The organism is Streptomyces sp. NEAU-W12 (genome assembly GCF_026242095.1).
In the GTDB taxonomy this organism is placed as follows: domain Bacteria; phylum Actinomycetota; class Actinomycetes; order Streptomycetales; family Streptomycetaceae; genus Streptomyces.
Genome location: NZ_JAPJDM010000012.1, coordinates 185,942 through 200,950 on the forward strand (window position 1 = coordinate 185,942; position 15,009 = coordinate 200,950).

Annotated in this window: 14 protein-coding genes and 1 tRNA gene; 7 read left to right on the forward strand and 8 right to left on the reverse strand. The window is 72.8% G+C overall.

Annotation, left to right across the window (positions count from 1 at the left end; genetic code table 11):
* The first annotated feature begins 25 nt into the window (after window positions 1-25).
* Window positions 26-622: a histidine phosphatase family protein gene (locus ORI94_RS17425; RefSeq protein ID WP_266076312.1), complete on the forward strand. Its 597-nt coding sequence runs from the start codon at window positions 26-28 to the stop codon at window positions 620-622.
* Between the two features lie 30 nt (window positions 623-652).
* On the opposite strand, the gene ORI94_RS17430 is transcribed toward ORI94_RS17425, so the two are convergent.
* Window positions 653-2,095: a hypothetical protein gene (locus ORI94_RS17430; protein ID WP_266076314.1), complete on the reverse strand. Its 1,443-nt coding sequence runs from the start codon at window positions 2,093-2,095 to the stop codon at window positions 653-655.
* A 299-nt stretch (window positions 2,096-2,394) separates the two neighbouring features.
* On the opposite strand from ORI94_RS17430, the gene ORI94_RS17435 reads away from it, so the two are divergent.
* Window positions 2,395-2,775, forward strand: a complete 381-nt coding sequence (locus ORI94_RS17435) for a hypothetical protein (protein WP_266076315.1) — start codon at window positions 2,395-2,397, stop codon at window positions 2,773-2,775.
* A gap of 82 nt (window positions 2,776-2,857) precedes the next feature.
* On the forward strand, window positions 2,858-3,727 hold the full coding sequence (locus ORI94_RS17440; protein WP_266076317.1) for a spermidine synthase: 870 nt from the start codon (window positions 2,858-2,860) through the stop codon (window positions 3,725-3,727).
* A gap of 45 nt (window positions 3,728-3,772) precedes the next feature.
* Here ORI94_RS17440 and ORI94_RS17445 read toward each other — a convergent pair whose 3' ends face one another.
* Window positions 3,773-4,399: a hypothetical protein gene (locus ORI94_RS17445; RefSeq protein WP_266076319.1), complete on the reverse strand. Its 627-nt coding sequence runs from the start codon at window positions 4,397-4,399 to the stop codon at window positions 3,773-3,775.
* A gap of 108 nt (window positions 4,400-4,507) precedes the next feature.
* On the opposite strand from ORI94_RS17445, the gene ORI94_RS17450 reads away from it, so the two are divergent.
* Together ORI94_RS17450 and ORI94_RS17455 are read left to right on the forward strand one after the other, a co-directional pair.
* A complete protein-coding gene (locus ORI94_RS17450; RefSeq protein ID WP_266076321.1) occupies window positions 4,508-5,227 on the forward strand; it encodes a response regulator transcription factor in 720 nt (239 codons plus the stop codon).
* Complete coding sequence (locus ORI94_RS17455; RefSeq protein ID WP_266076323.1) at window positions 5,224-6,633, forward strand: sensor histidine kinase; 1,410 nt, start codon at window positions 5,224-5,226, stop codon at window positions 6,631-6,633. Before ORI94_RS17450 ends, ORI94_RS17455 begins: the two co-directional genes overlap by 4 nt.
* Before the next feature lie 135 nt (window positions 6,634-6,768).
* Here ORI94_RS17455 and ORI94_RS17460 read toward each other — a convergent pair whose 3' ends face one another.
* From ORI94_RS17460 to ORI94_RS17475, 4 genes are all read right to left on the reverse strand, one after another.
* Complete coding sequence (locus ORI94_RS17460; RefSeq protein WP_266076325.1) at window positions 6,769-8,208, reverse strand: GH1 family beta-glucosidase; 1,440 nt, start codon at window positions 8,206-8,208, stop codon at window positions 6,769-6,771.
* A 182-nt stretch (window positions 8,209-8,390) separates the two neighbouring features.
* Window positions 8,391-9,302, reverse strand: a complete 912-nt coding sequence (locus tag ORI94_RS17465; RefSeq protein ID WP_266076327.1) for a carbohydrate ABC transporter permease — start codon at window positions 9,300-9,302, stop codon at window positions 8,391-8,393.
* A 12-nt stretch (window positions 9,303-9,314) separates the two neighbouring features.
* Window positions 9,315-10,325: a carbohydrate ABC transporter permease gene (locus ORI94_RS17470; RefSeq protein ID WP_266076516.1), complete on the reverse strand. Its 1,011-nt coding sequence runs from the start codon at window positions 10,323-10,325 to the stop codon at window positions 9,315-9,317.
* Between the two features lie 5 nt (window positions 10,326-10,330).
* Entirely contained in the window at window positions 10,331-11,689 is a 1,359-nt protein-coding gene (locus tag ORI94_RS17475; protein WP_266076329.1) for an ABC transporter substrate-binding protein, read from the reverse strand.
* 342 nt (window positions 11,690-12,031) lie between these two features.
* Here ORI94_RS17475 and ORI94_RS17480 point away from each other — a divergent pair, with 342 nt between their 5' ends.
* Window positions 12,032-13,087, forward strand: coding sequence for a LacI family DNA-binding transcriptional regulator (locus tag ORI94_RS17480; RefSeq protein WP_266076331.1), 1,056 nt, complete (start codon window positions 12,032-12,034; stop codon window positions 13,085-13,087).
* A gap of 121 nt (window positions 13,088-13,208) precedes the next feature.
* Here ORI94_RS17480 and ORI94_RS17485 read toward each other — a convergent pair whose 3' ends face one another.
* The gene (locus tag ORI94_RS17485; protein ID WP_266076333.1) at window positions 13,209-14,141 is read right to left on the reverse strand and encodes a DMT family transporter; all 933 of its coding nucleotides are present in this window, start codon (window positions 14,139-14,141) and stop codon (window positions 13,209-13,211) included.
* A 70-nt stretch (window positions 14,142-14,211) separates the two neighbouring features.
* Here ORI94_RS17485 and ORI94_RS17490 point away from each other — a divergent pair, with 70 nt between their 5' ends.
* Complete coding sequence (locus ORI94_RS17490) at window positions 14,212-14,826, forward strand: TetR/AcrR family transcriptional regulator (protein ID WP_266076336.1); 615 nt, start codon at window positions 14,212-14,214, stop codon at window positions 14,824-14,826.
* A gap of 84 nt (window positions 14,827-14,910) precedes the next feature.
* On the opposite strand, the gene ORI94_RS17495 is transcribed toward ORI94_RS17490, so the two are convergent.
* Window positions 14,911-14,983: transfer RNA gene (locus tag ORI94_RS17495), tRNA-His, on the reverse strand.
* Between the last annotated feature and the right edge of the window lie 26 nt (window positions 14,984-15,009).

A 15,009-nucleotide genomic window follows, 5' to 3' on the forward strand; every position in this document is an offset into this window, starting at 1 on the left:
TGCGTTTTCTCCCGGAAGGTCTCCCATGGCACCGCGCATGCTGCTGGCCCGGCACGGACAGACCGCGTGGTCGCTGTCCGGCAAGCACACCGGCAGGACCGACGTGCCGCTGCTGGAGGAGGGCCGGCGGGGCGCCAAGCTGCTCGGGGAACGCCTGCACCGCCCGCCGTACGACGGCATACCGGACGTCGAGGTGCGCACCAGCCCGCTCTCCCGCGCGCGCGATACCTGCGAGATCGCCGGGTTCGGCGAGCGCGCGCAGCCCTGGGACACCCTCATGGAGTGGCACTACGGTGCCTACGAGGGCCTGACCCCCGCGGAGATACAGGCGGACCGCCCCGGCTGGCTGATCTGGCGGGACGGTGTCCCCGAGGGGGAGAGCCTCGACGAGGTGACGGCCCGCGCGGACGAGGCGGTGGCCTGGGCCCGCTCCGCCGACCGGGACGTCCTGGTCTTCGCCCACGGGCACATCCTGCGCTCCATCGGGGCCCGCTGGCTGGGGCTGCCGCTCGGCTTCGCGGCCCGCATCCGCCTCAACCCGACCTCCCTGTCGGTCCTGGGCTGGGCGTACGGGGAACCGGCCGTCGAGAGCTGGAACGACCTGGGGCACCTGGCGGGCTGACCCCGGGCCCCGGGGTGCCGCCCCTGCCGGTCACTCCGCGCGGGGGAGTGAGGCGTGGCGGTCCAGGAAGGCCGAGACGTCCGAGGCGCGGCGGTGCGGGAGCAGGACGCGGGCGGTGCCCGCCAGTATCGTCCGGACCCGGCACGACTGGACCTCCGGCAGCAGGTCCAGGACCCGCATCCCGGCCGCGGCCGCCTCGTCCGGGAGTCCGCCGCGCGCCAGGTCGTCCGCCAGCTCCGCCGTGTACAGCGCGATGTTGCGGGTGAAGTGCGGGTCCTGGAGCTCCGCCGCCCGCCGCGCGTGCCGGGCCGCCCGTGGCCAGTCGCCGAGCGTGGACCAGCACTGCGCCTCCAGGCCCTCCAGTTCGGCCTCCCCGTAGAAGGTCATCCACTCGGGGTCGGCCGGCGTGGGCCCGCGGTCGAAGTAGGCCTGCGCGCGGGCCAGCGCCTGTTCGCAGCCCGCCCGGTCGGCGAGCCCGGCCCAGCCGCCCGCCTCGCGCAGCGCCAGCAGCGACATCAGCCGGGGGGAGCCGAGCGGGCGCGCGGCCCGCTGCGCGGCCTGCGCCGCCCGCACCGCCTCCCGCGGCCGGCCCGCGTCGCGGGCGAGGAACGCCGTGTTGCAGAAGGCGTGCGCCTCGAGCCCGGGGTCCCCCGTCACCCGCGCGGTCGCCAGCGCCTCCGCGTAGTGCGAGCGGGCGTCGTCGAAGCGGCCCGAGTCGTGCGCCAGCCAGCCCACAGAGATGGCGAGTTCACCGGCGCCCGCGTACAGCCGGTCCGCCGTCCGCTGCCGGGTCGCGCCGGCGTCGAGCAGGGCGTAGGCGGCGCGCAGCGGTGCGGCGGCCCGCCGGTAGAGGCCGTCGGCCCCGTGCCGGTCGTCGAGCAGCCGGATACGGCGGACGGCGTCTTCCAGGACTCCGGCGTCGCTCGCGCCCGGTCGGCGCACGGCACGCTGTGCCGCCGAGGCGTCCGGGGCGAGGGCGGTCGGACCCAGCGAGGCGGCGGCCACCGTGGCGCCCCCGCCGGTCATGAATGCGCGACGCAGCACGTCGCTCTCCTCGTAGTTGTGGTGCGTGTGGTACGGGTTCCGCGTTTCATACGGTTCAGGGGCTCCGCCGGTCCCGCTCGTGACGAGTGGCGGGTCCCCGGCAGGCGACGGGGGGGTGTCCCCGTCGGCCCGCGCCCGGCGTCCGCGGACCGAGGAACGGGGCGCGAACCCCAGGTCGGTCAGCGTCCGGCCGGGGAACATGTGCAGGAACACCCGCTCGTAGGCGTAGTTGGGGCAGCGGATCTCGCCTGCCTCCACCCGGTGCACGTACCGTGCGTCACAGCTGACCCGCTCGCCGATCTCGCGAGCGGCCCGGCGGACCGACGCGGCGAACTCGGCCGGCGAGCGCGGTCCGCGCAGTTGCCGGAAGACGGGGTTCGGCCGCGGGGGCCGGTCGGGCTGGGACGAGGGCACCGTTGACGACGCCATGGCCGGGTCCTCTCTGCGAACCGTCGAACCATGCCGGACGACAGGGCGGTTCCCCGCGGTTCGTCATGGTGCGTCCATGCGCCGCGCGGGCACCGTCCTGGTACCGGCGGGCAAGAACGTACCTGCTGTGACCGGGCCGCCACGCAAAGTTCGGCCGCAAAGCGGATATCTCGTCCGTGATCCGCCATGAACTGCCATTCTGTGCTATTGGGTTTCGCCGTAGCCGTCGGCCGTCCGACGCGTTGGACCCGGGTGTGTGGTGGAGGTGGAGATGCGGAGGACGACATGCGGAGGCCGGGATGGTGACCAGCCGAAGCGGTGAACCCCGGACGCGGCGCGGCGGGCCGCCGGGCTGCTGCGACGTGGTGACGGTTCCGGCCCGCCAGGGCCTGGAGGCGGTCGACATCCTCCGGCGCCAGGCGGAGGGCGACGCGGTGGGTCCCGTCCTGCACGACGAGGGAGGCCGCACGCTCGGCTTCCTGGTGCCGCCGGGGACGGCCGCGGAGTGGGACGTGCCGGGCAGCACCTGCACCCGGACCGACGGTCACGGGCCGCCGGTGGAGGGCTCGGAGTGGCTGCTGCCGCCCGAGGACGCCCACCTCGCCACCGACCCCGCGGCCCTGCGGGAGGCTCTGGGCGAGGCGCAGCGGCTGATCGACGCGGCGGACAACTGCCGGTGACGACCGCCGCGGGGGCCCGGGCGGAAGGCCCGCGCGGGGCCGGGTGCCGGGGGCCGGGTGCCGGTCAGGGGACAATGGCCCCATGGGAAGGTCCAGGAACTCCGGGCGCGGGCAGGCCGCCGCCGACGCCGTCGTCGAGAGCGTCGACGGGGGGGCAGCCCGGCTCGTCCCCGACCGGGAGCGGCCGAGGGCGTGGACGCTGCTGATCGACGACGCCCCGCAGTCGCACGTCGACCTGGACGACCCCGCGTACCTCTCCTTCGCGTACCAGCGGCGGTTCGGACACGTCGTCGACTCCGTCGCGCCGGCCGGCCGGCCGCTGCAGGCCGTGCATCTCGGCGGCGGCGCGTTCACCCTCGCCCGGTACGTCGCCGCCACCCGGCCCCGGTCCACCCAGCAGGTCGTCGAGCGGGACGCCAAGCTGGTGCAACTGGTCCGCCGGGAGCTGCCGCTGGACCCCAGGTCGCGGATCAGGGTGCGCTCGGTGGACGCCCGGGAAGGGCTCGCGAAGGTACCCGACGGATGGGCCGGCCTCGTCGTCGCCGACGTGTTCAGCGGCGCCCGCACCCCCGCCCACCTGACCTCGACCGAGTTCCTGGACGACGTCCGCAGGGCCCTCGCCCCCGGCGGGGTCTACGCCGCCAATCTGGCCGACGGGCCGCCGCTGGCCCATCTGCGCGGTCAGATCGCGACCGCCGCCGCCCGGTTCGCCGAACTCGCGCTGATCGCCGACCCGGCGGTGCTGCGCGGCAAGCGCTTCGGCAACGCCGTGCTGGTCGCCTCCGACGCGCCTCTCCCGGTCGCCGAGCTGACCCGCCGCGCCGCCGGTGATCCGCACCCCGGCCGTGTCCAGCACGGCCCGGAACTCAGGGACTTCACCGGCGGAGCCACCCCGGTCACCGACCTGGCGGCGGTCGCCTCGCCGGCGCCACCGGCGTCGGTGTTCCGCTGAGTCCGGTGCCGGCCGACCGGCAGGCGCGAACCGGCCAGGCGCCGATCAGTAGGTGCCGACCTCCACGCGCGGCGGGCCGTCGTGCCAGGTGCAGAAGACCGACACCCGGTCCGTGCCCGCCGTGAACTCCACCCGGATCCACGACTCCGTCTTCCACACCTGCATCGACCAGCCCGCCCCGGGCGTCGCCGACACCAGCGAGGCGGACGTCCCGCCGAGGTCGAAGACCGCCCGGCCGCCGGCGGTGTCGTAGGCCCTGACCCCGCCGGAGGCGGCCGGCGCGGGGTCGCCGCCGGCCGGTGCGGGATCGGCCGGTTCCGGATCGGGTGCGGCGGACGCCCCGCCGGGCTCCCGCGCCGACTGCCGAGACGGGCCGGGGGCCTGCGCGCCGGCGTCCCGAGTGCCCTCGCTGTCGCCCTTGTCCTTCGCACCGCCTTCGCCGCCCCGGTCGTCCTCGGCGTTCTTCGACGCCTCCTCGCCGGACGGGCGCCGGGTCGAGGACGACACCGGCTTCGCCTCCCGCGTCGTCGCGTCCCCGGCCGGGACGGGCAGCGCGCGCGGAGGGTCGTAGGCGGTGCCCTCCATCACGGTGTGCACACCCCACCACGACAGCGTGACCGCCGCGCCCGTGGCGAGCAGCCAGGCCAGCAGGTGTACGAGTCCTCTGCGCATCGCCGGCCATACTGCCTCACCCGTCCCGGGAGTGTCGCCCTCCCTCCGGGATCCGGAGTCGTCCACAGGCCGGCACCGGCCCGCCCGGCATGGCGTACGGTGCCGCCCATGGCAAGTGTTCTCGTGGTCGAGGACGACCAGTTCGTCCGCTCGGCGCTCATCCGGCAGCTGACCGACGCCGCGCACACCGTGCGCAGTGTGGGGACGGCGCTCGAGGCGCTGCGCGAGGTCGCCCATGTCCGGTTCGACGTCGTCGTCCTGGACCTCGGGCTGCCCGACCTCGACGGCTCCGAGGCGCTGAAGATGCTGCGCGGCATCACGGACGTACCGGTGATCATCGCCACCGCGCGGGACGACGAGGCGGAGATCGTACGGCTGTTGAACGCCGGCGCGGACGACTACCTGACCAAGCCCTTCTCGGTGGAACACCTCTCGGCCCGCATGGCGGCCGTCCTGCGCCGGGTGCGTTCCCCCGCGGGGGAGGCCGCGCCGTCCCCGGTGATCCGGGTGGGCGGACTGACCGTCGACCCGCTGCGCCGCCAGGCCCAACTCGACGGCGTGCGGCTCGACCTGACCCGGCGCGAGTTCGACCTCCTCGCCTTCCTCGCCGGGCGGCCCGGGGTCGTCGTCGCCCGCAGGGAACTCCTCGCCGAGGTGTGGCAGCAGTCGTACGGCGACGACCAGACCATCGACGTCCATCTGTCCTGGCTGCGCCGGAAACTGGGGGAGACGGCCGCCCGGCCGCGCTATCTGCACACCCTGCGGGGCGTCGGCGTGAAACTGGAGCCGCCCGCCGACCGGACACCCGGAGCGGAGCAGCCGCGATGAGGTGGGCCCTGGTGAAGGTGTCCGTGGCGGTGACCGCGATGGTCGTGGTCGCCTTCGCGGTACCGCTCGGCCTGGTCATCCGCGAGATGGCCCGCGACCGCGCCTTCTCCAACGCCGAACGGGAGGCCGCCGCGTTCGCCCCCGCGCTGTCCATCACCACCGACCGCGACCAGCTCGAACGCGTCGTCGCCTCCGCGGGTTCCGGCGGGGCCGACGCGGGGATGGCCGTGCACCTCCCCGCCGCGGACGGCGGCGAGCCCCTCGACATCGGCCGCCGGCGCGCCACCGCGGAGGACATCGAGGCGGTGCGGAACCTGGGCCGTGTCTCCACCTCCCGGGTGTCCGGCGGCTCCGCGCTGCTCCAGCCGGTCGCGCTCAGCAGCGGCGAGATCGCCGTGGTCGAGGTGTACGTCCCGGAGGCCGAGGTCACCAACGGGGTGGGCACGGCCTGGGCGGTCCTGGCGGCGGTCGGCGCCGCCCTGATCCTCGGCTCGGTCGCGGTCGCCGACCGGCTGGGCGTACGGATGGTGCGGCCCGCGCAGCGCCTGGTCGAGGGCGCGCACGAGCTGGGGGAGGGCAAACTGGGGGCGCGGGTGCCCGAGAAGGGTCCCACCGAACTGCGGCTGGCGGCGGTGGCGTTCAACTCCATGGCCGACCAGGTCGTGCAACTCCTCGCCAACGAGCGGGAACTGGCCGCCGACCTGTCCCACCGGCTGCGTACCCCGCTGACCGTGCTGCGGCTCAACGCCGCCTCGCTGGGCGACGGTCCGGCCGCCGACCAGACCCGCGCGGCGGTGGAACAGCTGGAGCGCGAGGTCGACACCATCATCCGCACCGCGCGGGACGCCAGACCGCAGACGGCCGCCGCGGGGCCCGGCGCCGGCTGCGACGCCGCCGAAGTGGTCCGCGAGCGGATGGTGTTCTGGTCGGCGCTCGCCGAGGACGAGGGCCGCAAGTGGCGGGTGGCCGGCGCCGACACCCCCGTACGCATCCCCGTGGCCCGCGCCGAGCTGGCCGCCGCCCTCGACGCCCTGCTCGGCAACGTGTTCCGGCACACCGCCGAGGGCACCGCCTTCGCGGTCGACGTGCACAACGGCGAGGACGCGGTGATCGTGCTCGTCTCCGACGCGGGCCCCGGCATACCCGACCCCGAGGGGGCGATGGCCCGCGGCCGGGGCTCCGGCAGCGACGGCTCCACCGGACTCGGACTGGACATCGTGCGCCGCCTCGCGGAGGCCACCGGCGGGGACGTCCGCATCGGCTCGTCGGTGCTCGGCGGGACCGAGGTACGGATCTGGATCCAGGTGGACGGCCGTGAGGGAGCGCCTCGCGGCCGGTCCCGCGGCCACCGCGGTACCGTACGCCGCCGTCGCCCGGGGCGCCCGGTGCCGACGCTCCGGCGCTGACACCGGCCGGGAGGGAACACACCGGCGCGCGCCGCGGGCGGGGTGCGGACACCCGCGTGGGGCGCGGTGCTCCCCCTGAGACACCGCGCCCCGTCCCCCGCCCCCGGTCCCCCCGTGCCCCCGTTCCCGGGAGGGTCAGATGCCGTCCGGCTCCGGGAGGGCGCCCGCCCGGGCCGCCCGGCCGTACCACAGGGCGCTGGACTTCGGGGTCCGGACCTGGGTCGCGTAGTCGACGTAGACCGCGCCGAACCGCTTCTCGTAGCCGTACGCCCACTCGAAGTTGTCCATCAGGGACCACAGGTAGTAGCCGCGCACGTCCGCGCCGTCGGTGATGGCCCGGCGGACCGCGGAGAGGTGGCCGTGCAGGTAGGCGACACGCTCCGGGTCGTGCACCGCGCCGTCGGCGCCGGGCTTGTCGTCGTAGGCGGCGCCGTTCTCGGTGACGTAGAGCGGCAGGCCGGGCGCCTCGCGGGTGTAGCGCATGATCAGGTCGTACAGCCCCGTCGGGTCGACGGACCAGCCCATCTCGGTCTGCTCGCCCGGGGACTGGTGGAAGGCGACGTCGTCCGTGGCGGGCCACGGCGAGTGCTCGCTCTCCCCGTGACCGTCGGCCCGCGGTCCCTTCGCGTCCGGGTCCGCCGCCGACACCAGGGTGGGCGTGTAGTAGTTGAGTCCCAGCGCGTCCAGCGGCTGGTGGATCAGCTCCAGGTCGCCGTCCTGGACGAACGGCCAGTCGGTGAGCGACGCGGTCGCCTCCAGCAGCGTCTTCGGGTAGGCGCCGTGCAGGATCGGGCCGTGGAAGATGCCGCCGGACAGGTCGTCGATCTTGCGCGCCGCGGCCAGGTCCGCCGGGTCGTTCGGGGAGAGGGGCCGCACCACCGAGGTGTTGAGGCTGAGCGCGACCGAGTTGCGGGCCGGCATCACCGACCGCAGCGCCTTGGCGCCCAGGCCGTGTGCCAGGTTCAGGTGGTGGGCGGCCCGCAGCGAGGCCACCGGGTCGGTGCGGCCGGGCGCGTGCACGCCGGACGCGTAGCCCAGGAAGGCGCTGCACCACGGCTCGTTGAGCGTGATCCACTGCTCCACCCGGTCGCCGAGCGCCTCGCCGACGATCTGCGCGTACTCGGCGAAGCGGTAGGCGGTGTCGCGCTCCGGCCAGCCGCCCGCGTCCTCCAGCTCCTGCGGCAGGTCCCAGTGGTAGAGGGTGACGGCGGGCTTGATGCCGTGCTCGAGCAGTTCGTCGACCAGCTTGCGGTAGAAGTCCAGGCCGCGCTGCACGGCCGGGCCGCGGCCGGTCGGCTGCACCCGGGGCCAGGAGATGGAGAAGCGGTAGCCGCCCAGGCCCAGGTCCGCCATCATCGCCACGTCGTCGCGGTAGCGGTGGTAGTGGTCGTTGGCGATGTCACCGGTGTCGCCGCCGGCGGTCTTGCCCGGGGTGTGGCTGAAGGTGTCCCAGATGGACGGGGTGCGTCCGTCCTCCTGCACGGCGCCCTCGATCTGGTAGGCAGAGGTCGCGGAGCCCCAGAGGAAGGAGGGGGGGAAGGTCGCCGGGGTCACCGGCGTTGCGGAGTCAGACATGGAAGCGCTCCCATAGGAGGTCGTGGCGGACCTGCGAGTCGGAGTGAGCAAGGGGGGAGGGGGAGACGGGAAAGAGAGGACGAGCAGGGGCCGAGGCGTCGGTGACCCGGCCCCCTGGGAAGGGACGTACGGACAAGGGACGTGCGCGGAAGGAACCTACCGGGGCGGGGAGGTTCGCGGCGTCAGCCCTTGACCGCACCCTGCATGATGCCGCCCACGATCTGCTTGCCGAAGAGCGCGAAGACCAGCAGCAGCGGCAGCGTGCCGAGCAGCGCGCCCGCCATGATCAGGGACTGGTCCGGGGTGAAACCGCGGCCGAGGCCCGCGACCGCGACCTGCACGGTCGGGTTTCCGGACTGGGTCAGGACGAGGAACGGCCACAGGAAGTCGTTCCAGGTCTGTACGAAGATCAGCATGCCCAGCACGGCCATCGCCGGCCGTGCCGCCGGGAACACCACGTGCCAGACCACGCGCCAGCTGCTCGCGCCGTCGACCCGGGCGGCCTCGATGATCTCGTCCGGCAGCGCCTGGAGCAGGTACTGCCGCATGAAGAACACACCGAACGCGCTCACCAGCGACGGGAAGATCACGGCCTGCAGCTGGTCGGTCCAGTCCAGCTTGGCGACCATCATGTACAGCGGGATCACGCTCAGCTGCGGCGGCACCATCATCGTGCCGATCACGATGAGCATCATCGCGTTGCGGCCCTTGAAGCGCAGTTTGGCGAAGGCGAACCCGGCGATCGTCGACAGGGTCACCACGGTGGCCGCCGAAATGCCCGACACGATCGTGGTGTTGAGGAACGCCTCACCGAGGTTGGCGTCGGTCCAGGCGATCTCCAGGTTCTTGAACAGGTTCGAGCCGAACCAGAACGGCGGCGGCGTCTCGGCCAGGCGCTGGTTGTCCCGGGAGGCGGCGATCGCGGTCCACACCAGCGGGAACAGCGAGACGATCGTGAACACGATCAGGATCGCGTACGCGACCGGGCCGCCGTGCAGGGTGCCGCCGGCCCGCGCGGACTTCGGCAGACGGGAGCGCTTGCGCTCCTTGGCGGGCACGGTCTCGGGGGGCGGGGGCGTCACAGTCGTCGTCACGGCCACAACTCCTTAACTACTGGCGCGCAGCCGGCGCGAGATGACGTAGTTGACGATGCCGATGACGATCAGGATCAGGAACATCATCCACGCGATCGCCGAGGCACGGCCCAGGTGCTGGTTGATCCAGCCCTGCTCGTACAGGTACAGGCCGAGCGTCTGGAACTGGTGCTCCGCGCCGCCGGACGCGCCCTTGTTGGCGTCGAACAGCAGCGGCTCGCCGAAGACCTGGCTCGCTCCGATCGTGGACACCACGACCGTGAACAGGATGGTCGGGCGCAGCGACGGCAGCGTCACGTTCAGGAACTGCTGCCAGCGGTTGGCGCCGTCCAGCGCCGCCGACTCGTACAGGTCCTGCGGGATCGCCTGCATCGCGGCCAGGTAGATCAGCGCGTTGTAGCCGGTCCAGCGCCAGATGATGATGGTCGAGACGGCGAACTGCGAGGGCCACTTGTCGCCCTGCCAGTCGACCGGGTCGATCCCGACGAAGTCCAGCGCCCAGTTGATCATGCCGTAGTCACGCCCGAAGAGCAGCACGAACACCAGGGAGGCGGCGGCGATCGAGGTGGCGTACGGCGCGAGCATCGCGACGCGGTAGAAGGTCGAGGCGCGCAGCTTGTAGTTGAGGATGTGGGCGATGCCCATCGCCATCAGCAACTGCGGAACGGTCGCGATGACGCCGATGGTCAGCGTGTTCTGTGCCGCGTTCCAGAAGAACTCGTCGTCGAAGATCCGGGTGAAGTTGCGCAGCCCCACCCATTCCATCTCGGTCGGGGCGGTCAGCTCGACCTGGTGCAGCGAGGCCCAGCCGGTGTACACCAGCGGGAACAGGCCGAAGGCGAGGAACAGCAGGAAGAACGGCGAGACGAAGGCGTACGGGCTCCAGCGCATGTCGCGCTGCCAGCGCCGGGACAGCTTTCGCCGGTGCCGCTCCTCCTTGTTCTCGGACGCGGTGCCCCCGGGCGGGCGGCCCGGGGCCGCGCCCCCCTTGACGGGGGGCGCGGCGGTGTCGTTGCGGGACATCCGGGTCACTTGTCCAGGTTGTTGTCGATGGTCTTGGTGGCCGTCTCCCAGGCTTCCTCGGCGGACTTGCCCTTGGTGACGAGGATGACGCCGTTGTCCGTCAGACCCTGCTGGATGATCTGGTCCTTCGGGCCGATCGGCTGGACGGGGATCTGCCGGGCGGCCTCGGAGAAGATCTCACCGATCGGGGCGTCACCGGTCATGTCGTTCTTCGCGCCGGTCACCTCGGGGCTGTCGAAGGCGGCCTGGGCGCTCGGGAAGCTGCCCTGCACCTTGAACAGCTTGGCCTGCTGCTCGGGAGCGGTCAGCCAGGCGACGAGCTTCTTGGCCTCGTCGACGTTCTTGGCGCTCTTGGGCACGGTCAGGAAGGAGCCGCCCCAGTTGCCGGACCTGGGGGGCAGGGCGACGTCCCACTTGCCGGCGGCGTCGGGCTGCGACTTGCCCTTGATGTAGCCGAGCATCCACGGCGGGCAGGCCATCGCGGCGAACTTGTTGTTGGAGATGGTCTGGTCCCAGGACGGCTGGAACTGCGTCTGGGCGCCGATCATGCCCTTCTCCGCGGCCTCGGCGGTCAGGTCGAAGGCGTCCTTGACGGCCGGGTTGGTCTTGTAGACGACCTCGCCGGAGGCGTCGTAGAACCTCTCCTCCTCACTGCTCAGGATCGCGTTGATCAGGCCGCCGGGGGAGTCCAGGAAGGTGGTGCCCTTGGGCGCCTTCTTCTGGTAGTCCTCACCGACGTCGACGAGCTTCGCCCAGTCGCCCTCCCACAGCTTGGCGACCTCCGCGCGGTCGGACGGCAGTCCGGCCTTCTCGAACAGGTCCTTGCGGTAGCAGATCGCCATCGGGCCGATGTCGGTGCCCAGGCCTATGGTCTGGCCGTCCTTGGTGGTGGCCTGCTCCCACTTCCACTCGAGCCAGTCGCTCTTGTTCACGCCCTCGGCCTTGGAGAGGTCCTCGAGCTTGTCGCCCTGGGTGGCGACGATCTCCGCGATGTTGCCGACCTCGACGGCCTGGACGTCCTGCAGGCCGCTGTTGGTGGTGAGGTGGTTGAGCAGCGCCGGGTAGTAGTTCTCGTTGCGCTCGACGACGTTCTCGGCGATCTTGATGTCCGGGTTCAGCTTCTCGTACTCGGCGTAGAGACCGGCTTCCTTGAAGCCCATGGTGCCGAACAGGCCCAGCGTGACCGTCGTCTTGCCCTCGCCGCCCGACGAGGAGTCGGAGTCGCCGTCCCCACCGTCGTCGGCGCAGCCGGCCAGCAGCCCTGTGCCCATCGACACCACGGCCGCGATGGCCAGTGCCTTACGGGTGAAGAGCTTCCCCCCGTTCGTACGCTGCCGAGAGAAGGGGAGGGTACGTGCTCGCATTGCGTCCTCCTGTTGCCCTGACGTGCCGACCCCCCGGCCAACGGCGTTGTTGGGCCCGTTTTCGTGCTGCGGCTCGGGCGGGGAACGTGCGGGTTGTGTATGTGTCAGGTACCGTGGGAGCGCTCCCACAAGTGATGTGTTGAAGGGTTGCGGGTCCGGGCGGGGGTGTCAAGGGAGCGGACGCGGTGAGATGCGTTCAGTTATCGGGCTGTTAACTGGAGGCCCGAAGCTCGCCGACGGACGGGCCCGGGGGCCGGGACGGTACTCCTGACGGGATGGCCGCCGCCCACGGGGCTGTTAGATTCCAGGCCAGCGTGACACACGACGGAAGGCGGGGCGTACATGGCAAGCCGCGGAGCGCGGAGCCGCAGTGGCGGCCGCCCCACCCTCGAAGAGGTGGCGGTGCGCGCCGGTGTCGGCCGGGGCACCGTCTCCCGGGTGATCAACGGTTCCCCCCGGGTGAGCGACGCCACCCGCGCCGCCGTGGAGGCCGCCGTGGCGGAGCTCGGCTACGTCCCGAACACGGCGGCCCGCGCCCTGGCGGCCAACCGCACCGACGCGATAGCGCTGGTCGTGCCCGAGCCGGAGACCCGGTTCTTCGCCGAACCGTACTTCTCGGACATGCTGCGCGGCGTGGGGGCGGCGCTCTCCGACACCCGGATGCAGCTGCTGCTGATCTTCGCGGGCAGCGACCGGGAGCGGCAGCGCCTCGCCGACTACCTGGCCGCGCACCGGGTGGACGGCGTGCTGCTGGTCTCCGTGCACGCCCACGACCCGCTGCCCGACATGCTCGCCCAGCTGGAGATCCCGGCGGTGATCAGCGGCCCGAGGTCCGCCGCGGAGACGCTGACCTCGGTCGACTCCGACAACTACGGCGGTGCCCGGCAGGCCGTCGAGCACCTCATCGGCCGGGGCCGGCACCGCATCGCCCACGTCACCGGCCGCCTCGACGTGTACGGCGCGCAGCGGCGCACCGACGGTTACCGCGACGCCCTGCGCGACGCGGGCCACCCCGAGGACGACCTGCTGATCGAGGCGGGCGACTTCTCCGAGGAGGGGGGCCGGCGCGCGATGGCGGCGCTGCTGGAGCGCCGCCCGGACCTGGACGCGGTCTTCGCCGCCTCCGACGTCACCGCCGCCGGCGCCCGGCACGCCCTGCGGGAGGCGGGCCGCCGCATCCCCGACGACGTGGCCCTGGTCGGCTACGACGACTCCGCCATCGCCCGCCACATGGACCCGCCGCTGACCAGCGTGCGCCAGCCCATCGAGGAGATGGGCCGCAGGATGATCGACCTCCTCCTCGCCGAGGTCGCCGACCGCCGCCCGCCCGCCTCCCGGGAACTGGACCGGCGCCAGGTGGTCCTGGCCACGGAGCTGGTGGCGCGCGCGTCGTCGTAGCGCCGGGCGGGGTGTCCGCGGCGGGGAGGGTGCGCCGGCGGGCGGGTGCCACGCTCGTCGGCATGCCCAGGAGCGCGCACCGGCCCCGGTGAGGGCCGCCTCCGTCCACCGGACGGAGGCGTCAGGTGCCGTACCCGGCCGGCCGCGTGGTCCCGCCCGTTTCCGTGTCCCGCGCGCACGCCCTGGTGGACGAGGCGTCGCCGCGATGGACGACGACGACTGCCGCGAGGCCGGCGGCCAGGCCGAGAGCGGTCTGCGGACCGAACGGCTCGCCGAACACGAGGGCTCCCCAGACTGCCGTGACCGGGGCCATGAGGAACATGAGCGTGTTGACCCTGGTGACCCCGGAGCGCCTCAGGATCAGCCAGTACAGCCCGTACCCGCCGAAGGTCGGCAGGACCACGAGCCAGGTGATCGCGGTCCAGAACGAGAGTTCCGCGGGCGGCTTCGCGGCTCCGGCGCCCACGGCGAGTGCCGTGAAGACGACGGCACTGGTGGCGCAGTGGACGGTCAGCGACACCGTGGGCGCGACCCGCGCACGGGATCTGCTTTCGAGGAACGTGGCCGCCACCAGGGAGAGCATGCCGAGGAAGGGGACGAGGTGGGCCCACCAGGCCGCACCGGTGCCGGCCGTGGCGTCGGCCGTGGTGACGACGGCGACGCCGCCGGCCCCCAGGCACAGACCGAGCCACTGCCCGCGTGAGACGTACTGGCGCAACAACGGTCCGGCGAGCGCTCCGGCGACGAGGGGCTGGACGCCGTCGATCAGGGCTGTGGTGCCGGTGGAGACCCCGAGCTGGATCGCGTAGTAGACGGTGAGGAGGTACCCGCTCTGCGACAGCACGCCGATCGCGGCCTGCCGGGCCACGTCCCGCACCGTGAGGCCCCGCCACGACGCTCCGGAGACGGTGGCGACGACGACCAGGAGGACGGCCAGCGGCAGGAACCGCCACATCAGGATCGTGACCGCGGAGGCGCTGCCCGCGCCGAGCTTGGCTCCGATGAACCCGGAACTCCAGCAGAGCACGAAGGCGGTCGAGAGCAGGAAGTTCACGCTTCACCCCTCCACTAGACAGATCGGTATACCCATCACGCCACTATACAGATCGGTATAGTGTTGGGGTATGGGAACTGCTGAGAGGCCGCGACGGATCACGATGACGCCTGCCGCGCGGCGCGTCCTGGAGGCCGCCGCGAGGTTGTTCTACGAGCGCGGCATCCATGCCGTCGGGGTGGACCTGATCGCCGCCGAGGCCGGGGTGACGAAGAAGACCCTCTACGACCGGTTCGGCTCCAAGGAGCAGATCGTCGTGGAGTACCTCGCGGACCGCGACGAACGCTGGCGGGCCTTCCTCGCCCCGTACCTCGACGCCGCACGGCCGGGGCCGCCGGCGCGCGTCCTGGCCGTCTTCGACGCCTCACGCGCGTGGGCGGCGGAGAACAGCCCCAGGGGGTGCAGCATGGTCAACGCGCACGTCGAGATCGGCGATCCGGCCCACCCGGCCTACACGATCATCACCGGGCAGAAGCAGTGGATGCTCGCCCTGTTCACCGACCTCGCGGGGGACATCACCCCGGACGGGGCCGGTGAGCTGGGCCGGACACTCATGCTGCTGCACGAAGGGGCGCTCGTCGCCCACGGCCTGGGCATCCTCGCGGACCCCGTCGGCCATGCCCGCGAACAGGCGCGGGCCCTCCTCGCCGCCGCCGTGCGGGACGCGGACGGCGGCGCGCGGTGAGGAGGGCTCCGACGAGGACCGGCAGGGCGTGTGGGTATGAAGAAGGGCTGACCTGTGTTCTCAGGTCAGCCCTTGATCGTTCAGGGTGAGTGACGGGACTTGAACCCGCGGCATCCTGGACCACAACCAGGTGCTCTACCAGCTGAGCTACACCCACCATGGCCGCTATCGGTGGAGACTTGG